Genomic DNA, 21225 nt, shown 5'->3' on the forward strand with positions numbered 1-21225 from the left:
ATATTTAATCCATTAACTTAAAATTAATATAGTGATATTACGCTTTAACTATATTTTTTGCGGGTTCTCGATAAATCCCACGAGTATCAATGAGTAACTTTGCATGAATTTTAATAAGTGGATAGTCAAATTTATCATGATCAGTTGTTAAGACAAGAGCATCAAATGAATCGATACTTTCTGCTGTAAGGTCTTCACTGGTTAAATCGAAATGATGCTCGCGCATATGAGGAAATTTTGGCACATGAGGATCACTATAAGAAACGATAGCACCTTTTTGTTGAATAATCTCCATTAATTCCACTGCTGGGGACTCTCTCATGTCATCAACATTTTTCTTATAAGCAATACCTAATAATAATATTCTACTACCTTTTAATGCCTTACCTTGTTTATTTAGGCCATCAATCAATTTATTCAAAACATATTCAGGCATAGCTCGGTTAATTTCACCTGATAATTCTATGAATCGAGTATTAACACCATATTCTCGTGCTTTCCAGGTTAAATAGAATGGATCGATAGGAATACAATGTCCACCTAATCCAGGCCCTGGATAATAGGGTGTAAATCCAAATGGTTTTGTTGCTGCGGCTTGGATAACTTCAAAAATATCAATATCCATTTTATCTACCACGATTTTCATTTCATTAACCAAACCAATATTAACGGCACGATGAATATTTTCCAATAACTTAGTCATCTCAGCAGCTTTCATTGAGCTCACTGGTACTACCTTATCGATTGCTTGACTGTAAATTGATTGACCAATTTTCAGACATGCTTCAGTACATCCACCAATTACTTTAGGGATCGTTCTGGTTTCAAAATTAGGATTACCCGGATCTTCACGTTCAGGAGAATAGACAAGAAATATATCTTTTCCAACTTTAAAACCTTTTTCTTCAATTCTTGGTAATAATTCTTCTTCAGTTGTACCAGGATAAGTTGTACTTTCCAAAGATAATAACTGTCCTTTACGTAAGAAAGGTTGAATTTTCTCCATTGTATTAACAATAAAGCTAATGTCAGGTTCTCGATATTTATTTAATGGGGTAGGGACACAAAGAATAATAACGTCACATTCAGTAATATAAGAAAAATCCGTTGTAGCTTTAAAGTTATGTTGTATAGCAGAATGAATTCTTTCTGAAGAAATATGTTCGATATAACTTTCACCGTTATTTAGTTGAGTTACTTTAGTATTATCAATATCGAACCCGATTACTTTATAACCAATTTCATTGTATCTAAGCATTAAAGGTAAACCAACATAGCCAAGGCCTACAATAGCAATAATGGCGGATAAATTATCAATTTTTTTTTCTAAATTACTAACTGTTGACATGTCTAATCCTAAAACTTTTATTTGTAAGTAAAATCTTAAATAATATTTATATATAAACTACAAACATTTGTTCATAGTTTTAACAGTTATTTAATAAATGTTTTTTAGCAACGATACATCAATGTAATTAATCATACTAATGCGCTTAAACATCAGCAGATGATTCCAATTGAATATCACTAAGCATCAATAAATATGCCCATTAGCAAAATTAAAACACATAAAAAAGCAATATCCATAGCCACAAGATCGCAAACACATTTACACTCATTCAATAGAAAATTATTTTGCATAATTAGCAATTAAGTATTTTTTATTGAATAACATAGTTGGCTTTCATGTCGTTTATCATTTTTTTATTGGCACTTCAAAAATAGTCAATAACTGAACTATAATCAGCAAACTCTTATCGAATAAATAATAATTCAAGATTACTAAGATTCTGTATAAAAATAATTACTTATTAAAAAATTTACTTTTCATAAATAATACAAATGATTATTTATGAAAAGTCATCTAAAATAAATAACATTATACATACAAAACAACTACAACTAACGTAATTATTAAAATAGAGTATTAATAACGGTATCAAAAAGACACGCTACCGCCTCAGGCTTAATAGCTACCTCTACACTAACTAAGAATGATAAAATTTGCGCGGATTATAAATCTTTTACATTCAAACAACAATATTCGTACGATAAATGTTGTTACAAAAAAATATATAATTTTGATAAAAATAAAAAAATACTTAACTATTATACAGATAAACTTTACTCAAAAAATTTTTATTTTTGAGATAATAGTCAGATTTTATAAAAAATATAAAAAACAATAAGTTGGCTTAATATTAAACAATTCTATAAAATATCTTAACTAATAATTTCATTTATAACCCAAACCATATCCATAAGGATAGAGGATGCGGTCTAAATCGGGTGTTTTGATATCAACCGGCAATTTACCTGTCGGTGAATTCATTAAGCGCTTATCGGGGGTGAGAAATAGGGTTCTTAGTCCGCTACCTATGTTAGCTTCTAAATTATTTCTATTATTATCAGTCGCATCAAAACCGGTAATACCATAAATGGCAATATTGGCTTTCACGCCTTGCAAATAAGCAATATCATAAGGATTGCTGGTCGATATGACCACCACTGGGATAGCATTACGATTGGCAACATTGAGTATCCTCTGGGCATTAATGGGCGCTTTTTTTAGATTATAGGTGGCTAGAATAATAAGATCTGTATGTTGAATTTCTGCAGTTAATTGATTTTCCGATCTATCATCCGCCATCATTGTAACTACATCATCTTGGGTAGTAATAGCAATATTTAACTCATTCGCTATCGTCTGTAAATGCTTTTTAATTAATTGATTACGGGCTTTTTCATCTGAAAAAATAACAATTTTATTATCATTTTTTAATTGAAACGGCAGTAGGTTACTGTTTTTTATTAGTGTGATCGCATTGTCAGCCACCATATTCTCAATATCTTTATCTATTTTTGCTGCAACAATTTGTTGCGCTTGCTGGGCAGACTTATCTTCTGCTGAAATTCTATTTTTTAACTTGCTAAGTACGACCCGATAAGCTGATTCGTCAATCCGACGTTTTAATTCAGCATCGTTTTCCGCTTCAGTTTTTAGATAGTGATAGAGCTGTTCTAGTTTAGTAACATCCTCAATATCGCTAATTTTTAATGGCATTAAAATAATGTCATTGCCGGCCAATATTGCCTGTTTAACTACCCAGCGACTATCAAAGTTACTGGCAATAGCCCCCATATCCATCGCATCGGTGATCACTAAACCGCGAAAATTAAGGTTATTACGTAATAACCCAGTCAAGATTGGCTTAGAAAGCGTTGCTGGCACACCGGTTAGTCGATTATCTATGGTAGTCAGTTTAATCTAATGCAGACATCACGATATGGGCTGTGATGATTGCATCTGCATTTCGCATGGTATGCATGAATGGCAGTAACTCAAATTTGCGCCATTGTTGCTGATTAATATTAATTGTTGGCAAGGATAAATGGCTATCAGCAGTCACGTTTCCATGACCGGGAAAATGTTTAATTGCTGTTAAAACACTATATCGATGAATTCCTTGAATATAACTGTTGGCCATTTCAGCCACCAGCTGTGGCCTGTCTGAATAAGAACGTACACCAATGATAGGATTAGCTTGGTTATTATTGATATCAACTACTAGCGCAAAATTAAAATTAAAGCCTAAATGGGTAAGTTCATACCCATGGATCATACCAACCAATTCAGTCAACTGTTTAGAACGCGTTGCACCTAATGCCATATTACCCGGCATCTCAGTACCATCACGCAATCGCGTGACATAGCCACCTTCCTGGTCAACGCTAATAAATAATGGTAAGTTGCTGCGAGCCTGTTGCAGCGCATTAATCAGGTTTACGGTTTGTGGCGAATCGATAAAATTATCTCTAAATAAGATCACCGAACCTAAATGATAATGGTGAATAATATTGGCGATTGCTGGATTGAGTTTGGTCATCGCCATAGCATTTTTTTTTGCGTCAATCCCCCAATGACGAAACCCCAACATTAACATTTGCCCCAGTTTTTCTTCAAAACTCATGTGATTAACTAGTTGTTTAGCTTCTTCCTTTGGTGATTGCCATAGATCAGCTAATTGTTGATGGGTAATCACTTTCGCAGAACAAAAAAAACTTAACATACACAATGATAAAGCCATTTTATTCATTTTTATTCCTACATTGATCCGCCAATAAACCGTTAGTCACCTAAATATTTGGGGTTAAATATACTGATGCTAACACGCTTCTCTAAGCAGCATATATTTTAACAAAAAAACCTCACTTTAATACTAAGTAAGGTTTTTTATTTCTCATGCCATATTCTCTGATTTTTTTATTTTCAATCCTAAAATATAAAAAATATTCTGTCGATTATTTATTTTATATTTTGGAATAATTAATGGTTTACCCGATTCAGGATCTGAAATAATACGGCATGGCAAACCAAATACATTTTTAATATTCTGTTCAGTAATAATTTTTTCAGGTTTTCCTTCAGCATAGATTTGCCCCTCTTTCATCATAATTAGACGCGAGGCATAACGTAAAGCCAGGTTAATGTCATGCAGCACCAACACTAACGTTTTCCCTTGCTGATGCAAACGTTGACAAAGATCAAGCATTTCAATTTGATGGGCTATATCTAAATAGGTTGTTGGTTCATCTAATAAAATGATGGGCGTTTGTTGAGCAAGTGTCATCGCAAACCAGACTCGCTGACGCTGACCGCCTGATAATTCACTGACTAATTTTTGCGCCATAGGCCAAAGATCTACCGCCTTTAGTGCATCATGTACCGCCCGTTCATCTTCTGCTGACCACTGTAATAAAAAAGATTGATAAGGATAACGTCCGCGTGAAACAAGTTCATAGATAGTCAATGGTTCAGTGATAACAGCGCCTTGTGCTAATAATGAGAGCTGCCGAGCAACCCATTTAGGTTTAGCATGGAAAACATCATTATCATCTAATCGAATTTCACCAGACTGCGGCTGCATAATATGACTAAAGGTTTTTAATAAGGTTGATTTACCACAGCCGTTAGGTCCGATAATGACACTAAATTCGTTATCATAAATAGCTATATTTACATCTTTAATAATGCTTTTTTTGCCATATCCAACAGAGACATCATGGGCTGTCAGCCGTGAAGCAACAAAGGGAGAATGAGTAGATGATACCATTAGCCTATTCTCCTAAATTCCATATACAATAAGTACATTAAATAAATCCCACCAATGACTGCCGTGACTAAACCTACCGTTAAACGCCCAGGCGTGGGCAATATTAGAGTAATAAAATCAGCACTCAACATTAATAAAGCGCCAACTAGCATAGAACAAAATAGTGCTACACCTTTATGCAAAATGAGTCGCCGGGCAATTTGCGGTGCCGCTAGCGCAACAAAAGCAACCGGCCCAACAACCAATACTGATAGGGTGGCAAAAATAATCGCTAATAATATGCTGATAATTTGCACCAACCGAACAGGAACACCAAGTGTAATAGCGATATCATTACCTAAACTGATATAGTTCAACTGCTTACCCAACCAAAACAGAATTGGCATAAAAACCAACATACTACTGATCAGCACAACATCCTGCCAACCCCGATTAGCCAAACTGCCACTTAACAGTGACCGAATTTGTTGCGCCTGCTCAATACGCGTATTCGAAATAGCAAAATCAACTAACGCCATACATAAAGCAGCTACAGCAATACCTGAGAGAACAATTTTAGCCGTCTGTATTTCGCCATTTACGGCGCCATTAGCAACATAAACCAATAATACCGCAACAACAGCCCCTATTAACGCTCCAACAGGAATAGGTAAAACACCAGGCCAGAATAGTAACACCAACATAATGCCAACCGCTGCTCCGGCATTAATACCAATAATATCTGGACTGCCTAATGCATTACGCGTAGTGATCTGAAAAAGTGCGCCTGAAAGCGCCAACGTCATACCCGCACCGATGGCAACTAATGCTCTAGGTAAACGGATTTGTAATAGAATAAATTGCTGATAACGGGTGTTCATCTCTAACCAAGGATTATCTATCCCTTCCCGTCCAAACGCTAAAATCAGATATAAAAATAAAACTAACAAAAGAAATAAGAATAATATTCTACTGGACGTCTGCCATGAAGGGGCAATAAATCGTATATTTCCTATGCCAAATGTTTTAGTGCCCGTTTGATTAGCTGACAAATCGATCTGCATCATACTTTATTCTACCATCCTGCTATCAGTTGGTTTTTTGACTACCCAATAAAGCAAAGGCGCACCAACTACCGCGGTAATAGTACCAACCATTACTTCTTCTGGCGCAATGACTAGTCGTGCTATCACATCAGATATTAATAACAAACATGAGCCAGCTAACATGCTATAAGGCAATAACCAACGAAAATCACTACCTATCCAGGCTCGCATTAAATGTGGCGCCACTAAACCTATAAAAGCAATCGGCCCAGCCATTGCGGTTGCAACAGCCGCCAGCATGCTAACACTTAATAGCGACAATAGACGGGTACGCGCGACATTCCCCCCCAAAGAATGCACAATGCCGTCACCAAAGACCATAATATTTAATGCTGCACTCAGTGAAAATGTTAAGATAATAGCCACTAATAAATAAGGGATTAACCAACCAGCCTCTGTTAACGATACTGCATTTAAAGCGCCCATGATCCAAAAACGATAACTATCCATCGCTTGTGGGTTGATTAGAATAATGCCTTGCACTACCGCCAATAAACAAGCATTGATAGCGACGCCAGTTAAAATTAGCCTTACCGGGTTAGTATTAAGGCGACTACCACTCATAAAATAAAACAGTAAAGTGGATAAACTAGCGCTGCCCAAAAATGAGAAACATTAGTTAGTACTGGCACTAAAGAGCATAAAACCACCGCTGCTGCACCGGCATTGATGCCTAATAAACCAGGATCGCCAAGCGGATTACGCAGCAATCCTTGCGTCACTGCGCCTGCTAACGCTAACGCTGCCCCCGCCATTAATCCAATAAAGGTACGGGACTCTCGTGCCTCAATGATTAAATCATAATAATTAACTTGACTATTAAACCAATAATGTTGCCAAACTGCTGATAACGGTACGGGTTTTGAACCAAAACTTAAACTGGCCAGAATACAAAGGCAGGTCAATAGCAACATTAATATTAATCCCAACACCCGGGAAATACGCCGCTTAGGATTTATCATGCTTGGCTAACTCCTGCTGCAGTAATAACATAAATTTTGGTAATCCCCAACGTAAACTGAGTGGCGAGCCATACGACATAGATATGACTAGCGCTTGATCCGTTAATGGAATATAAACGCCCTGACGAACTGCCCGTATCGATTGAAATAGCGGCTGAGATTCGGTTTGTTGTCGCTCTTTTTCGCTGTTATACCAGGTCAACAAAATATCAGCATCATTCAGTAAATCAGCATTTTCCAAACCAATATTGACAGCAAAACTACCAAAAGGAGCCGTGACGGTTTTTGCCAATGGCAATAATGACAAACCAATATGAACCAATGTATCTACCCGTGGATCATTTTTTACATAAATGGATAAACTATTCGCTGTCGTCCCAGCCTTAATATAAGCAAATTGATAGTTTTGTATATTAGGGATGCGATGACCGGCTGCGACTAACATCGCATCAAGTTCAGCGCTCAATTTTTTTCCCTGCGGCTGTTTATCTAATGCATTAGCAATTAATTTAATTTGCTGTTGCGGTGTTGTCTGCCAGGGTTTATCTGGATATGCCACCACCGGAGCAAAATAAGATAACGCATTAAAATCCGCTTGGGTGATACCTGATTGGGTTGCCAGAATTAAATCAGGTTTTAATTTAATAATTTTTTCTATATCCAATTCTGGATACATTTCAATGATAACCGGTAACCTGGCGCCACGCCGTTCAATTTCCTCCTTAAACCAGGGTAAATATCCTTGTCTATCGCCACCCCAATAATGTGACTCAATCGCAATAGGCACGATCCCAAGGGCTAATAAGATATCCTCACTACCGCTTCCCAATGCCACAATCCGTCGCGGTGATTGGTCAATTTCCGCTTTGCCAAGTGCGGTAATGATAGTTTTAGGATAACCGATAGTCTCTGACGCTAAATTGCTTACTACTGGCGGTCTATCACAAGCTGTTAATAAAATTATCATTAATACCAATGGTACTGTGAACCCCATTTTATAAAATATTAATCGTTGTCGCAGTACCATTATTAATAACCTTTAAATCTATTATTTAATTAAAACTGATAATTGAGTGTTGCTTCAATATTACGAGGGGCACCATAGTAATATTGTTTGTAATCACCCAATTGCGTGTAATAAGTTTTATCAAACAGATTATTCAAATTAACTGTTAGCGAAAGCGCTGGTGTTAAATTGATAACGCCCCTTCAAGTTAACAACAGCAAAGCTTGCCTTTTCAGCTTTAACCGGTTTCTTACGCGGCCCATCGAGCAGCTGCCAAGTCTGATCTTGCCAGTTAACGCCACCACCAATCGTTAGATTGTTCATCACTCCTGGCAAAGTATAAGTTGAAAACAGTTTAAATAATCTATTTGGCGTTTCTCTATTGATACGTTTACCATCCGAATCTACACCTCGGAACTGGGTATAACCGGCATAAATTTTCCAATCATCGGTGATCTGACCGCTGACTTCAACTTCAAAACCTCGGGTTTTAATACCATCAATAGCATAATAAACCCTAGCGCCATCCGGACGTCGCGGAGCATTGTTATCTAATTGGGTAAAGTTATTCTGCCGGATCTCAAATAGTGCTAATGAATAATCGACACCATTATCCATCGCAATACCCTTAATTCCTAGCTCAAAATTTTACCCACTGACTGGTTAATGGTTGAAACAGTCAGACTGGAATCTAAAGTTAGCGCATTGTTACGCCGTGCTATTTATTAATGGCTTAGTAAAAAACAATAATGTCAAACCGCTCGCATACTTGACGTACAATATTGACGATATGTTAGTGATCCTTGTCTATTCTATCTTTTCAGTAATTATTTTTATTTAAATTTTCTGTCACTTTTTCCCAGTAGACGTGAAGCCTGCTTTATCAATGGTAAATCTACCATAACTCCTTCTACCTGAAAAGCGTAATTATCTTTCGATTGCTCAATAACCTTAATGACCCATTGTTTTTGCTCCTCACTTGGCGAGAACACTTTAGCTACAATAGAAACTTGTTTTGGATGAATACATAATTTCGCACCAAAACCCAATGATTGAGCATGCTGTGCATCAACAGACAAAGTATCGGATGAAAAAAAATCAGGGGTAACACAATCAATTGGAGCTGAAAGGTTAGCAACACGTGAGGCTACAACAATTTGGCTCCGTGCGTAAAGAAATGCATCCGACGTTTGCTGACAATTTATATCCAGAGAATAATCCAGAGAGCCAAATGCTATTCTTGTAATACCACTTGTAGCAATAGCGTAAGAGCAGTGTACTCCTCGGGCTGTTTCGATGATGCCAATAAATGGGAGTTCTGTCAGTTTATCTGTTAAATGATTTTTTATTCTATCTATCGTATCGCCAGATTCCATTTTGGGCACCATAATACCTGTTATCGAAGCCCCCACTAATGAATTTAGCATTTTTACATCGTGAATAAAGTCAACACATTCTGGATGGTCAATCCTGATATAAATTTTCGTTGTAATCGAATCCCCATTCACAGCAGCAAACCAACTCACAATATTCTCACGCCCATGAGTTTTTTCTGTAGGGTGAACAGAGTCTTCTAGGTCAATAATTATTGCGTCGGCACCGCATTCAAGAGCTTTAGAAAATAACTCCTTTTTATTTGCAGGGACAAAAAGATATGTGACATCTTCCTTCATAAAAACCACCTAATTTGTTGATAATAAATTAATTTTATCCATTTTGCAAACTGGTCACGATAATAGACAATGCGAATGATAATGATATTTATTATCATTTACATGAATTAATTTTGATGCTAACTTAGTGACTTGAATTTTTCAAGACTCGTAACGTGATTAGTATTATTTTTTCAAAAAGTATGACTTTTATAGTTTCAACACTCTAACCTAGAAAGAGAAAATGATGGAACAGCCAGGGAAATTAAGCACGAATAAGAATAATCATACCAATTTATTTGATTATTCAATGCGCAACGCACTGACCAGAATAGTCCGATGCCTTTTTGCAGAAAAGTTATTGGATGTGACACAAGTTATTATTTCTAATAATCAGGTTTCATACCCTCTTTCTGATGGCATTAGCAAACTTCATTTTGAAAAAACAACAATTTATCCAGCCAATACAATTATTAATAGAGGGAATATATTCCTTGAAAGTTCCAATGGCCATAAAGTACAGATTCAAACACATGAACATTTGATTGATATTATTCTAAATGATCTTGATTTCAGGCCAACCATGGAAGGGATAAACCAATTCAATGATGATGTCGCAAATAGCATCCACAATGACAGAATGGCTAGAAAACACAGGAAGAATTGGCGGGCAACTATTGCCAAAAAAATGGCAAAGGATGATGAAAGATTTTTTACCAAATGGGTAAGGGCACACCATGATATACGTGATGGAGCGACTCTCCTCGATCAATGGGGAGCACTGGAAGGACATCCCTACTATCCAACCTGGAAATCTCGTCCAGGATTGAATGAGCAGGATATTGAAGATTTATCTGCCGAATTTGGTGCTCGAGTTACCCTTCGTATAGGGGCTTTACGAGCAGACATGACATATTGCGAAAAAATGCCTCATGTTAAAGATATTCATCAATGGCTTTCAGAGGTTTTTCCTGATACTTGGCCGATATGGTGTGAGTGGTTGAAAAATGAAGGACTCGAACCTGGCATGTGGCTTCCCCTTCCTCTCCATCCATGGCATCTCAAACACTGGATCCATAAACATTTTGCGAAAGAAATTAAAGATGGAATACTCCTGACCGATGGCCCTATGCTTGAAACAGCACCTTCCATGTCATTCAGGACTATGCTACCAACCTCATCTAAATTGCCTTTTATCAAATTACCAGTCGCAATCTGGATGACAAGTGAAATGCGCAGTTTGCAAGCTAAATCGATTCATATGGGTCCACGCATTAGTACAATCATTGATGCGATCTTAAAAGCGGAAAATGGCTTTGATGGTATGCTTGATTGCTTCCGTGAAGAGGCTGCATGGCATTTCCTTCATCCGGAACGGAAAAATGATGCGGAAGGTGAATTCCTTTCAGTCGTATTCCGCAACACATCACCTTGGCAAATAGAGTCTAATACGCTGGCAGTAACGGTCGCGGCGTTATTTACCGAATTACCTCACCGACCACTACCCGTAGTCAGTGAATTTATTGAATTATCGGGTCAGGATCCGAGTAACTGGTTCCGTAATTATGCGTACATTGTGCTTAAACCTGTCCTGGCAATGTATCTGATTTATGGAGTAGCTCTCGAAGCTCATCAACAAAATACTCAGATTTTGTTTGATGAAAAGGGTATGGCGCAGGCAATGCTTATTCGTGACTTTGGTGATGGCCGCACTTGGGCTCCTGCTCTTCGTAAACAAGGTTATGAACTTAAACCTTATTCATGGCCAGGTATTTTATCCACTGTATTTGAAGACGACATTGAGCCCGTGAGAACATTCGTCGTGGATGCTTGCTTTGTTAGTCACTTACACGAACTTGCTTGGTTTTTGACCGATCTTTATCACATTACAGATAATCGGATGTGGAACATTCTCGGTGAAGAACTAGAACGTGTTTTCAACGAACTACGACCACGTCTTGATGAACAATTCTGGGATCAGGAACGACAGCATTTCATGCATCATCCATGGTTCACGCGTTCATTAATGAGAATGCATTTACAACAATATACCGATTACCGTATACAACATGGTCTTAATAACCCTCTGCTCGCCTGATAAGAGTGATTTCTGAGAATAAAGCGATGACAGTAAATCGTAATAAAACTATTTTGCTATGCCATCTTACTACTTTTGTTTTTACTAGCCACATTACGCTGAGCGCTGCCAGCGAGGAGGAACCAATTGTTGTTATCGGAAAAACATCAAATGCAACTGACGATGGCGATATTATACAACGAGCCAATATTGGCCTGTTAGGAAGTAAAAACGTACAAAATACCCCGTTCAGTATCAAAGGTTACACTTCTAAATATATTAATGATCGTCAAGCCAAAACACTTGGAGATGTTATTCAACACGATTCGTCAGTCCGTGTTACCGCTCTTTCTGGCGGTATTCTGGATTCCTTTATGATAAGGGGATTTCCTCTTGGTGAAGGTAACATTGGTGAAGTCGCACTGAATGGTGTTTATGGTGTTGCTCCTAACTATCAACTCTTAACCCAATATCTTGAATGCATTGAGGTGCTTAAGGGACCAGGTGCTGGGTTGTACGGTATGTCACCTAATGGCGGTGTTGGCGGTGTAATCAATGCAGTAACTAAACGTGCAACCAATAGGGATGTTACTCAGATTACAACAACCTGGGAATCAGATAGCCAATTTGGCACCTACATCGATGTTGGCCGATTATGGTCAAATCCAGATGGTGAAATGTGGGGAATTCGTTTTAATGGTGGAGGTAATAGTGGTAATTTATCACTAAATAATGCCAGTAAAAATGCAGCTCTTGGCGCACTTGCACTTGATTATGCAAAAGGTGGATTCCGGGTATCTCTTGACTTACTGGATCAATATCAGCACGCAAAATCACCTAACCGACCTTTTACCGTTTCCCCCAATATTGATGTCCCAGCAGCTCCAGATGGAAAGACAAACATTGCTCAAAAGGGAATGTGGTGGAAGATCCGTGACCAAGGTGTATTACTCCACACTGAGTACGACATTAATGATAATGTAACCTTTTTTGCTAACGCAGGAGGTGGTCGTTCTTTTGTCTCACGCATATCGGAACAAACACCAAAAATTATCAATGAACGGGGAGATGTCGTATCAACTATTACTAATTTTCGGTTTAATGTAAATCGTTACACTTTAGAAACAGGTGCTAAGAGCTATTTTACAACCGGACCAGTAGAACATGAGATGACGTTTCAGGCCAGTTACTATCATGATCGCCTAGCTGTTGCTAGTACATGGGGACAAAAGGTTAATTCCAATATTTACTCTCCAACAGCAGAAGATGTCACTATGCCACCTACCCCAACTCATGTACCCAAAATATCTTCAAACCAACTGAGTGGTCTGGCATTAGCCGATACGCTTACACTTCTCGATGGCAGTGTTGATATTATCCCTGGTATTCGCTTCCAAAGAGTTCGTTCCGATAATTTTTCCGCTAACGGAGAACGCTCATCGACGTATGACGAATCGGCCTTTACCACAATGCTTGGACTGGTCTATCGACCATGGCAATCTTTGTCACTATACGCAAACTATATTGAAGGACTTAGTAAAGGCGATATAGCTCCTGGAACTGCTAAGAATGCAGGCCAGGTTATGCGACCTTATCGCTCAAACCAGTACGAAGTCGGGGTCAAATATAATCTAGGTGAACTTCTGATTAACCTTGCACTCTTCCAAATAACAAAACCAAGTGGAGCAATTGATAGTAATAATACCTTCAGCACTAACAATGAACAACGCAACCGAGGGATCGAACTGAATCTTTCAGGGGAACCACTGGAGGGTCTACGCATGACAGGAAGTCTCTCACTGATTGATGCTGAACTGACTAAATCACCAACCTCTGGTGTTCGAGGTAATAAACCTGTTGGCGTATCTCCAGTACAGGCAAACCTAGGCGTGAAATATGCCTTACCAGTATTAAATGGACTTTCGCTGAACAGTCAAATCAATTACAGCGGAAAACAGTATGTCAATCAGGCAAACACTCAGTCCATTGGTTCATGGATAACAGTAGATATGGGGGTTGCCTATAAAACTCAGGTTTATAGTATTCCGGCCATCTTCCGTTTTGATGTGCAGAATGTGTTTGACCGTCATTACTGGGCAGGCGTTGCTTCCTACAGCACGATTGCACAAGGCGCTCCACGCACTTTCCTTGCTTCAGTAACCGTTGATTTTTGAGGTAATAAAAATGTCTTCACTACTCAACATTGCTAATCCCCAAAAAACTTCCTGGCAGGTAAACTTTGCCAGAGATTTACCTCCCTACCTCGATCCAGTAATTACTGACTGGTTACTACAGTCGCCAGAAATTCTTACCTGCTTAACGGATATGTATAGCTCGCCACTCAATATCGTCTGGCCGCATACTGTGGCTAATAATCTTAAAGCTATGGCTGCGGTTACAGCGAGTTTCGGTATTAAAAGTAAATTTTATTATGGGGTAAAAGTTAACAAATCACAGGCGCTACTACAAGCTGCAGTATCTGCTGGAGCTGGTGCAGATGTTTCCAGCCTCCAGGAATTACATGATGCCATACGTGCTGGATGCCATGGAGTTGATCTGTGCGCAACTGGGCCGGCCAAAACGCGTGATTTTTTGCAGGAACTAATTCTTAAGGAGGCACGGATTGCGGTAGATTCTTATCAGGAACTACGGGATATTATTGAACTTGCTCAGATCTGGAGAGGAAATTTCGAAAAAATTAGTCTATTGCTACGACTGCGTCCAAATGCAAATTGCTCCAGCCGTTTTGGTATGTTAAGCGATGAAATTATCATCGCTCTTCATTCTCTGGCAGACAATAAGCACCTAGAACTTGCTGGTTTTCATTTTCATCTCAGCGGTTATGCTCCTGAAACAAGGGTTAGTGCTTTGCTTGACACCTTACCATTAATTACATACGCCCGTAACCTTGGATTAGATCCTCGAATTATCGATATCGGAGGAGGGTTACCAGTACAGTATGTAGAAAGTCAGTGTTACAAAACTTGGTTATCCTCACAAAAATTTGTAGATTATCGTACGGGTAAGATTCCTGCATGCTTTTACCCATATGGTGGTGAACTCAATGCTGAACAATGGTTAACAGTATTTCTAGAGAGTCAAAACTCTGTAGGTGATCGTATATCTGATATTTTGTGTAAGGAAGGTTTAACACTTTGTATTGAGCCAGGTAGAAGCCTGGTAAATCAGAGCGCCATAAGCGTATTTCGAGTATGTCGAGTCCGCCCTCACACCGATGACAGTTCTGTTATATTTGTTGAAGGTAGTAGTTTCAGTGCTTGCGAGACCTGGTTTAATTCTGAATTTCTAATCGACCCAATCCATCTTCGATCCAGTAATCACGCTCAAAATCACTCACCAGGGAAAGCATGGATTGCTGGGCATAGTTGCCTGGATGAAGATGTCATTACTAATCGACTGATTTCGTTTCTTCACTTACCTCAACCTGGGGATCTTTTGGTCTTTGTTAACACTGCCGGTTATCAGATGGATTTACTGGAAAATCAATTCCATCGTCATCCACTCCCAACACGACTTACCGCATTGATGAATCCCAGTAATAAATTGATGTTCACCGTTGACAATTAAGGAATTTTTAAATGATTTTCAGCAAAGTAACTGATTTAATTGGCAATACTCCTGTCATACAGTTGCCATTGACACAAGCAGACTCCCGGTTATACATCAAAGTCGAGAAAAATAACCCTGGTGGTAGTATGAAAGACCGTATGGCCAGAAATATGATTGTTGCGGCACTTAAATCTGGGCGCATCCAACCGGGTGGAACGATTGTTGAGTCATCTTCTGGAAACACCGGTATTGGATTAGCGTTAGCCTCTATTGAATTTGGTCTTAAATTTATCGCCGTTGTCGATCACCATGCTGCTCAGGACAAAATATCCATCATGCGAGCGTTGGGGGCTGAGATCCGCTATATTAAAGGTGACTATGGTGAAAATGAAGTCGCTGTTATTGAACGCCAACGTATGGCCGCCGAGATTGCCAGTGAAATATCAGGTGCGGTCTTTACGAATCAATCTGATAATGCCGCCAACGCAGGTGGGTATGCTGATCTGGTTCGTGAAATTGTCCACCAAATTGGTCGGGTTGACGCATGGGTAGGCTGCGTCGGCACTGGTGGTTCGATAACGGGTATTGCACACGGGCTCAAGATTCATAATCCTGATACTGTCACTATCGCTGTTGAACCGGAAGGTTCCATCGTATTTAGCAAACCAGGCAAGCCATATTACCAGTCAGGGACAGGAACACCAAAAGGGGATACGGTTGGCCTAGTGCTAGATTATAGCTGCATTGATTACGGCGAACAGGTTTCTGACGCTTGCGCTTTTGAAACAGCCCGTTATCTTGCTCGACGTTTTGGTTTATTGGTTGGCGGTTCTACTGGGGGAGCAATTTATAAGGCGCTAGAACTAATCGGTAAAGGGATAATCAAGGGCAATGTGGCGCTGGTCATCGCTGATGGAGGTGAAAAATATCTGCACACTATTTTCAATGAAGAATGGCTTAAAGAACGAGATTTGACTGCTCCAGAAATCTGGGATCAACTTGATAACTGGTTTGCTTCTTCCGCAATTCTGGAGTGTAAATCATGATCGCTGAGTATAAACTGAAAGTAACTATCTGTGGTGCTGGTAATACCGGTCACCTTGCAGCGGTTTTATTCAGTCAAAATCCTAAAGTCGACGTTACGCTTTTCAGCAGCCAACCCGAATTTCCTGCCACCTATAGAAAAAATGGTGGGCAAATTCATGCGTTATTGAATGACGGAACCCTATTAAAAGCGAGTCCCTCTTGTGTAACAGCGTGTCCTTATGAAGCTTGCCGTGATGCAGATGTTATTATAATTACTACACCAATTCATGTAAGAGATAATGTACTAAAACTTATTCAGCCAGCACTGCCACGTAATAAACCGGTGTTTGTCGGTGCAATTCCTGGTTTTGGTGGTTTTGACTGGCTGGCAGAGTATCGTTTAGGAACTCTTCCTAACATCGTATTATGGGGGATGAAAGATGTTTCCCATATTGCTTTTGAGCTTATCCGGGGGAAAAGTGTCAAACTTGGTGGCGCTAAATCACATCTTTATGTTGCATTACACCGTAGAGAAAAGCCAGAAATGGCTGAAATATTAATTGGTTATCTAAACCAACTTTATGAATCACCTGTGATGCTACTTGCTGATTACCTGGAAATTACCCTAACTCCAGGTAATCCAATTATGCATGGCTCCGTAATTTACGGTTTAATCGGCCCATGGGGGCAGTGGCACAAACATTCCTTTAGCCATATCCCTTGTTGGTGGAATGATTGCCCAGAGTTAGGTGCCTACTTCCTTGCCCGTTGTGATGAAGAAAATCAGTTGCTACGTAAAGCAGCTGAGGCTGCACTTCACATCGATCTCAGCTCAGTACAACCTTTGCAGCAGGAAATCGTCGAGGCCTACGGTGATCTTATTGCTGATTCTCGTACATTGTTAAGTGTTTTAAGAACGAATCAGGCATACGAAGGAATTCCGCTCCCTCTCATTAAAGCTAAAAATGAAGAAGGATATGTTTTTGATCAACACCATAGAGTCTTTCAGGAAGATATTGCCTGTGGTCTTAGCCTTTTGGTTGCTATTGGAAAACGCCTTAATGTGCCAGTGCCTTATATCAATGAAATCTATCTTTATATCAATGAAATCTATCTTTGGTGTTGTGAGTATATAGGGGAAAACAGTGCCACCGTCCCTATCCCCGCCAGTTGGCCGGAAATTAGGGTGGTAACAGAATGCGCGTGACAGGTAGCGTAGTGTTTATTGTTCAGTTCTTGTTTATCGTACAATTGCTCTCAATGGGCGCAATGGAGATGAGCGGACCTTTCTGGCCGTTACATTTAGCAAGTATGACATCGCAGGAACTGCTGAGTTTTGCCGGCACCGGTGTTTATATTGCCCCTATGCTAGGCATTATATTGACAAGCGCGTTCTGGGGGCGCGTTGGTGACAGGATCGGCAATAAAACAATGATGATCCGCGCACTGGCTGGCCTTGCTCTAACGCAGTTAGGACTCGCCTTCGCAAATGATGTATGGATTGTACTTATTCTGCGTTTTGTTCAGGGCGCTTGTGCCGGGTATATCGCTCCAGCACAGGCTTATGGTATTGCCATGGTACCGGCATCACAACATACACGTTTATTCGCATGGTTGCAGGTTTCTACTAATACAGGAGCACTTTTGGGTGCTATCACTGGCGGAGCTATTCTCGATCTATTGAGCTTTTTCTGGATCAATCTGAGTGCATCCATTATTTGTGCTCTATGTGCTCTTTTGGTGCTCCTAGTATTACCTGATGATGGCCCGACTAAAAGCACATCGACCGCCTCCCCTCTCCCAGAAGGAAAAAGCACTTTACGTACCGTCAATAATAGAGCAATGGTTGGATTATTGCTTATTCTTAGTCTGCTATTAATGAGCAGAATGATAACGCAAACCCCGTTTTCACTTTATGTTACCAGCCTTTTCAATGCTCCGAACTGGTTGATAGGATTGGCATATGGTTTACAGGCTACTGGTGTAATCGTTTCTGCTACATTTTGGGCACGGTGGTTCGAACCTCATAATATGCACGCCACCCTAAAGCGTATGTTGAGCATAATAATCGGTTGTTTCCTTATAACCTTGCTGCTTGCAGCTGTGCGTCAAACTGGGTTGTTTATTGCCCTCTATTTTTTGTGGGGAGTATTGCTTGGCGCAACAACACCCATACTAACCGCATTAATCTCTCGTGCCGCGGCTAAGGGAGAACAAAGTTATGTACTTGGCCTGACACAAAGTATAAGCCAGTTTGCTTCTATTGCGGGTATTGCTCTTGGTGGAGTAACTTTTCTTTGGCCAGGATTGCCTGCTTTGTTTATTTGTGTCGCTGTAATGTATCTCATCACATTTTTTATCACGTTGAAAGTTAGCCACTCCTCCAAAGAATCAAATAAATCTATAGGGTATGAGCTATGATAGTAAGGTTTTTATTTTTTACCATACTGCTAATTTCTTCCAGTGTACAAGCGGAACAAATAGTTACTTCGGTGACCGATCTCCTCGGTAGAACTGTGTCAGTCAAACTTCCGGTTCAGCGCGTGATCCTAGGCGAAGGTCGACAACTTTACCTCGTTGCAATGTTAGATAAGGAAAATCCAGCTAAGCGAGTGGTTGCCTGGAGAAAGGATTTAATTCAGTCAGATCCAGCGACATGGCAACAGTATCGAAAACGTTTTCCCCTTTTGGAAAAAATCCCTACTTTTGGTGGTAGCGAACAGGGAACTTTCGATGTAGAGCTGGCCATTAGCCTCAAACCTGACGTTATCATCATGAACATGGATGCAAGAAAAGCGATCGTAGATTCAGGATATGAGGCGGCGCTTTCCAGCGCCGGGATCCCTATCGTCTATGTTGACTTTCGTTATGAACCAATAGCACATATTCCCCCGACGGTAAAACTGTTTGGCAAACTGTTTGGCAAAATGGAGCTTGCCACCGCCTACCTTCAATTCCGTGATATGGAGCTAAAACGTGTAACCTCCCAGGTAAATAAGTTAACGTCTCCCCTACCTAAAGTGTTTCTTGAGCGTCTAGGGGGATATTCAGATGAGTGTTGTATGACGTTTGGTAAAGGAAGTTTTGGGCGATTTGTCAAACTTACTGGGGGAGAAAACATAGCTGCATCGTTATCTCCAGGTTCCTTTTTTACCATCAATCCAGAGCAGATAGTATCAGCCAATCCCGATATAGTAATTTTGACCAGTGGTAATTTTCAGGCATCAGTACCTGGTGGGCGATGGATACCTCTCGGCCCTGGTGCGGATATTAAAGAAGCCCAAACTAGACTAGCATGGTTTACTACCCGCCCTGCCTATAAAAACAGTTCAGCTCAGCATAATAATGCATTTTTCGCTATTTGGCATCAGTTCTACAACAGTCCTTACGATGTCATTGCCATCCAGCAATTAGCAAAATGGATCCATCCTGAACTATTCAGTGAACTTGATCCCGATGATACATTTCGTCGTCTTCATCATGAATTCCTTCCCATTCCGTACTTAGCAGGATATATGGTTAGTCTGAAAGCAGAGGGGCATAATAGTGACACTTTGTCTGACACAGCTTCGCGCTGATACTCCAGGAACGGAGCATGTCATCCATTTTAATAATGCCGGGGCAAGTTTAATGCCTGAACCCGTTATACGTGCGATAAAGGAACATTACTCCAGAGAAATCACCATCGGTGGCTATGAAGCTGCTGTGACCCAGCGACAGTCAATTGAAAATGTCTATCAGGAACTAGCAACGCTTATCAATGCAAAACCTGCTGATATCGCACTGATGGAGAATGCGACTCGTGCCTGGGATATGGCTTTTTATTCTTTACCATTGAAATTTGGTGACATTCTTCTTACCTCAACAACTGAGTATGCAGGAAATTATATACCTTATCTGCAAAGACAAAAACGAGATGGTATAAAGGTTAAAGTACTGAATGAAGATGAAACTGGTGCTGTTTGTTTGGAACACCTAAAGAAAGCATTGGATAATCCCAATGTCCGATTAATAAGCCTACCATTGCTTGGTACACATGGTGGGCCAATACAACCCGTCGAGGAAATTGGCGCACTCGCGCGTGAAGCAGGCGTATGGTTTTTTCTGGATGCCTGCCAGGGAATTGGGCATTTACCATTGGATATCAAAAAAATTGGCTGTCATGTACTAACCGCTTCTGGTCGCAAATACTTACGTGCTCCACGTGGTACTGGTTTTCTATGGATAGATAACATATTAAGCTCAACTATAGAGCCAATATTGCTTGATCATCATGCCGCGAAGCTGGAAAGTGCTAATCATTATCGCATTAATCATAGCGCACGTCGTTTTGAATGCTGGGAAGCTAATATTGCGGATCGTCTTGGTCTGGGAGCTGCTGCCGCATATGCTACATCATTAGGCCAGGAAAATATAACTCAACGAATTCTTCATCTTGGCAAACAACTTAGAACCGGTCTGAAGGATTTACCTCACATTCAGATACATGATCGCGGGAAATATTTATCTGGGATTGTTACGTTTACCGTCAAGAATATTATTCCAGAAAATGTACAAAAGTATCTATCCACTCATCCACGTCGTATGAATGTTTCCTGTTCACGATTTAATTCAACATTTATTGATATGAAAAATCGTGGACTTGACGCTGTCGTACGTGCATCTGTGCATGCATACAACAGTGAAGAAGAGATTGATACCCTACTTAACGTACTTGCTGATATTAGATGAGG

At 39.8% G+C, this 21225-nt stretch carries 14 protein-coding genes and 2 pseudogenes; 8 read left to right on the top strand and 8 right to left on the bottom strand.

All coding sequences use genetic code 11. The features are described from left to right. Window positions 1–37 precede the first annotated feature (37 nt). The 8 genes and pseudogenes from AACL31_RS16870 to AACL31_RS16910 all read right to left on the bottom strand — a co-directional run bounded on the left by AACL31_RS16870 (window position 38) and on the right by AACL31_RS16910 (window position 9840). Window positions 38–1348 carry a nucleotide sugar dehydrogenase gene (locus AACL31_RS16870; RefSeq protein ID WP_310511657.1) on the bottom strand — a complete coding sequence of 437 codons (1311 nt, stop codon included), beginning with the start codon at window positions 1346–1348 and terminating at the stop codon, window positions 38–40. 888 nt (window positions 1349–2236) lie between these two features. Then, window positions 2237–4097 (bottom strand): annotated as a pseudogene (locus AACL31_RS21160) (glycoside hydrolase family 3 protein). A gap of 144 nt (window positions 4098–4241) precedes the next feature. Then, window positions 4242–5114, bottom strand: coding sequence for an ABC transporter ATP-binding protein (locus AACL31_RS16885; protein WP_339053431.1), 873 nt, complete (start codon window positions 5112–5114; stop codon window positions 4242–4244). Beyond that, window positions 5114–6160, bottom strand: a complete 1047-nt coding sequence (locus AACL31_RS16890; protein WP_310511653.1) for a FecCD family ABC transporter permease — start codon at window positions 6158–6160, stop codon at window positions 5114–5116. Before AACL31_RS16890 ends, AACL31_RS16885 begins: the two co-directional genes overlap by 1 nt. A gap of 3 nt (window positions 6161–6163) precedes the next feature. Then, window positions 6164–7161 (bottom strand): annotated as a pseudogene (locus tag AACL31_RS16895) (FecCD family ABC transporter permease). Continuing rightward, on the bottom strand, window positions 7148–8188 hold the full coding sequence (locus AACL31_RS16900; RefSeq protein WP_310511652.1) for an iron-siderophore ABC transporter substrate-binding protein: 1041 nt from the start codon (window positions 8186–8188) through the stop codon (window positions 7148–7150). Before AACL31_RS16900 ends, AACL31_RS16895 begins: the two are co-directional and overlap by 14 nt. A gap of 138 nt (window positions 8189–8326) precedes the next feature. Continuing rightward, entirely contained in the window at window positions 8327–8785 is a 459-nt protein-coding gene (locus AACL31_RS16905; protein ID WP_339053432.1) for a TonB-dependent receptor domain-containing protein, read from the bottom strand. Window positions 8786–9000: 215 nt separating this feature from the next. Beyond that, complete coding sequence (locus AACL31_RS16910) at window positions 9001–9840, bottom strand: CoA ester lyase (RefSeq protein WP_310511650.1); 840 nt, start codon at window positions 9838–9840, stop codon at window positions 9001–9003. Window positions 9841–10063: 223 nt separating this feature from the next. Here AACL31_RS16910 and AACL31_RS16915 point away from each other — a divergent pair, with 223 nt between their 5' ends. From AACL31_RS16915 to AACL31_RS16950, 8 genes are read left to right on the top strand one after another with little or no spacing between them, the layout of a single operon-like run. Continuing rightward, window positions 10064–11917 carry an IucA/IucC family protein gene (locus AACL31_RS16915; RefSeq protein WP_409013909.1) on the top strand — a complete coding sequence of 618 codons (1854 nt, stop codon included), beginning with the start codon at window positions 10064–10066 and terminating at the stop codon, window positions 11915–11917. Between the two features lie 26 nt (window positions 11918–11943). Beyond that, on the top strand, window positions 11944–14070 hold the full coding sequence (locus AACL31_RS16920) for a TonB-dependent siderophore receptor (RefSeq protein ID WP_339053433.1): 2127 nt from the start codon (window positions 11944–11946) through the stop codon (window positions 14068–14070). Between the two features lie 10 nt (window positions 14071–14080). Beyond that, entirely contained in the window at window positions 14081–15484 is a 1404-nt protein-coding gene (locus tag AACL31_RS16925; protein WP_310511648.1) for a Y4yA family PLP-dependent enzyme, read from the top strand. A gap of 11 nt (window positions 15485–15495) precedes the next feature. Next, window positions 15496–16512 (top strand): cysteine synthase family protein, encoded by a 1017-nt coding sequence (locus AACL31_RS16930; protein ID WP_310511647.1) that lies wholly within the window; start codon window positions 15496–15498, stop codon window positions 16510–16512. Beyond that, window positions 16509–17699 (top strand): NAD/NADP octopine/nopaline dehydrogenase family protein, encoded by a 1191-nt coding sequence (locus tag AACL31_RS16935; protein WP_310511646.1) that lies wholly within the window; start codon window positions 16509–16511, stop codon window positions 17697–17699. The genes AACL31_RS16930 and AACL31_RS16935 overlap by 4 nt, the downstream gene beginning before the upstream one ends. After that, window positions 17690–18913, top strand: a complete 1224-nt coding sequence (locus AACL31_RS16940) for an MFS transporter (protein ID WP_310511645.1) — start codon at window positions 17690–17692, stop codon at window positions 18911–18913. The genes AACL31_RS16935 and AACL31_RS16940 overlap by 10 nt, the downstream gene beginning before the upstream one ends. After that, the gene (locus tag AACL31_RS16945) at window positions 18910–20070 is read left to right on the top strand and encodes an ABC transporter substrate-binding protein (RefSeq protein ID WP_310511644.1); all 1161 of its coding nucleotides are present in this window, start codon (window positions 18910–18912) and stop codon (window positions 20068–20070) included. Before AACL31_RS16940 ends, AACL31_RS16945 begins: the two co-directional genes overlap by 4 nt. Beyond that, window positions 20039–21223 carry an aminotransferase class V-fold PLP-dependent enzyme gene (locus tag AACL31_RS16950; protein WP_310509717.1) on the top strand — a complete coding sequence of 395 codons (1185 nt, stop codon included), beginning with the start codon at window positions 20039–20041 and terminating at the stop codon, window positions 21221–21223. Before AACL31_RS16945 ends, AACL31_RS16950 begins: the two co-directional genes overlap by 32 nt. The last annotated feature ends 2 nt before the right edge of the window (window positions 21224–21225 follow it).

It is taken from the genome of Arsenophonus endosymbiont of Crataerina pallida (assembly GCF_964020125.1).
Classification (GTDB): Bacteria; Pseudomonadota; Gammaproteobacteria; order Enterobacterales; family Enterobacteriaceae; genus Arsenophonus; species Arsenophonus nilaparvatae.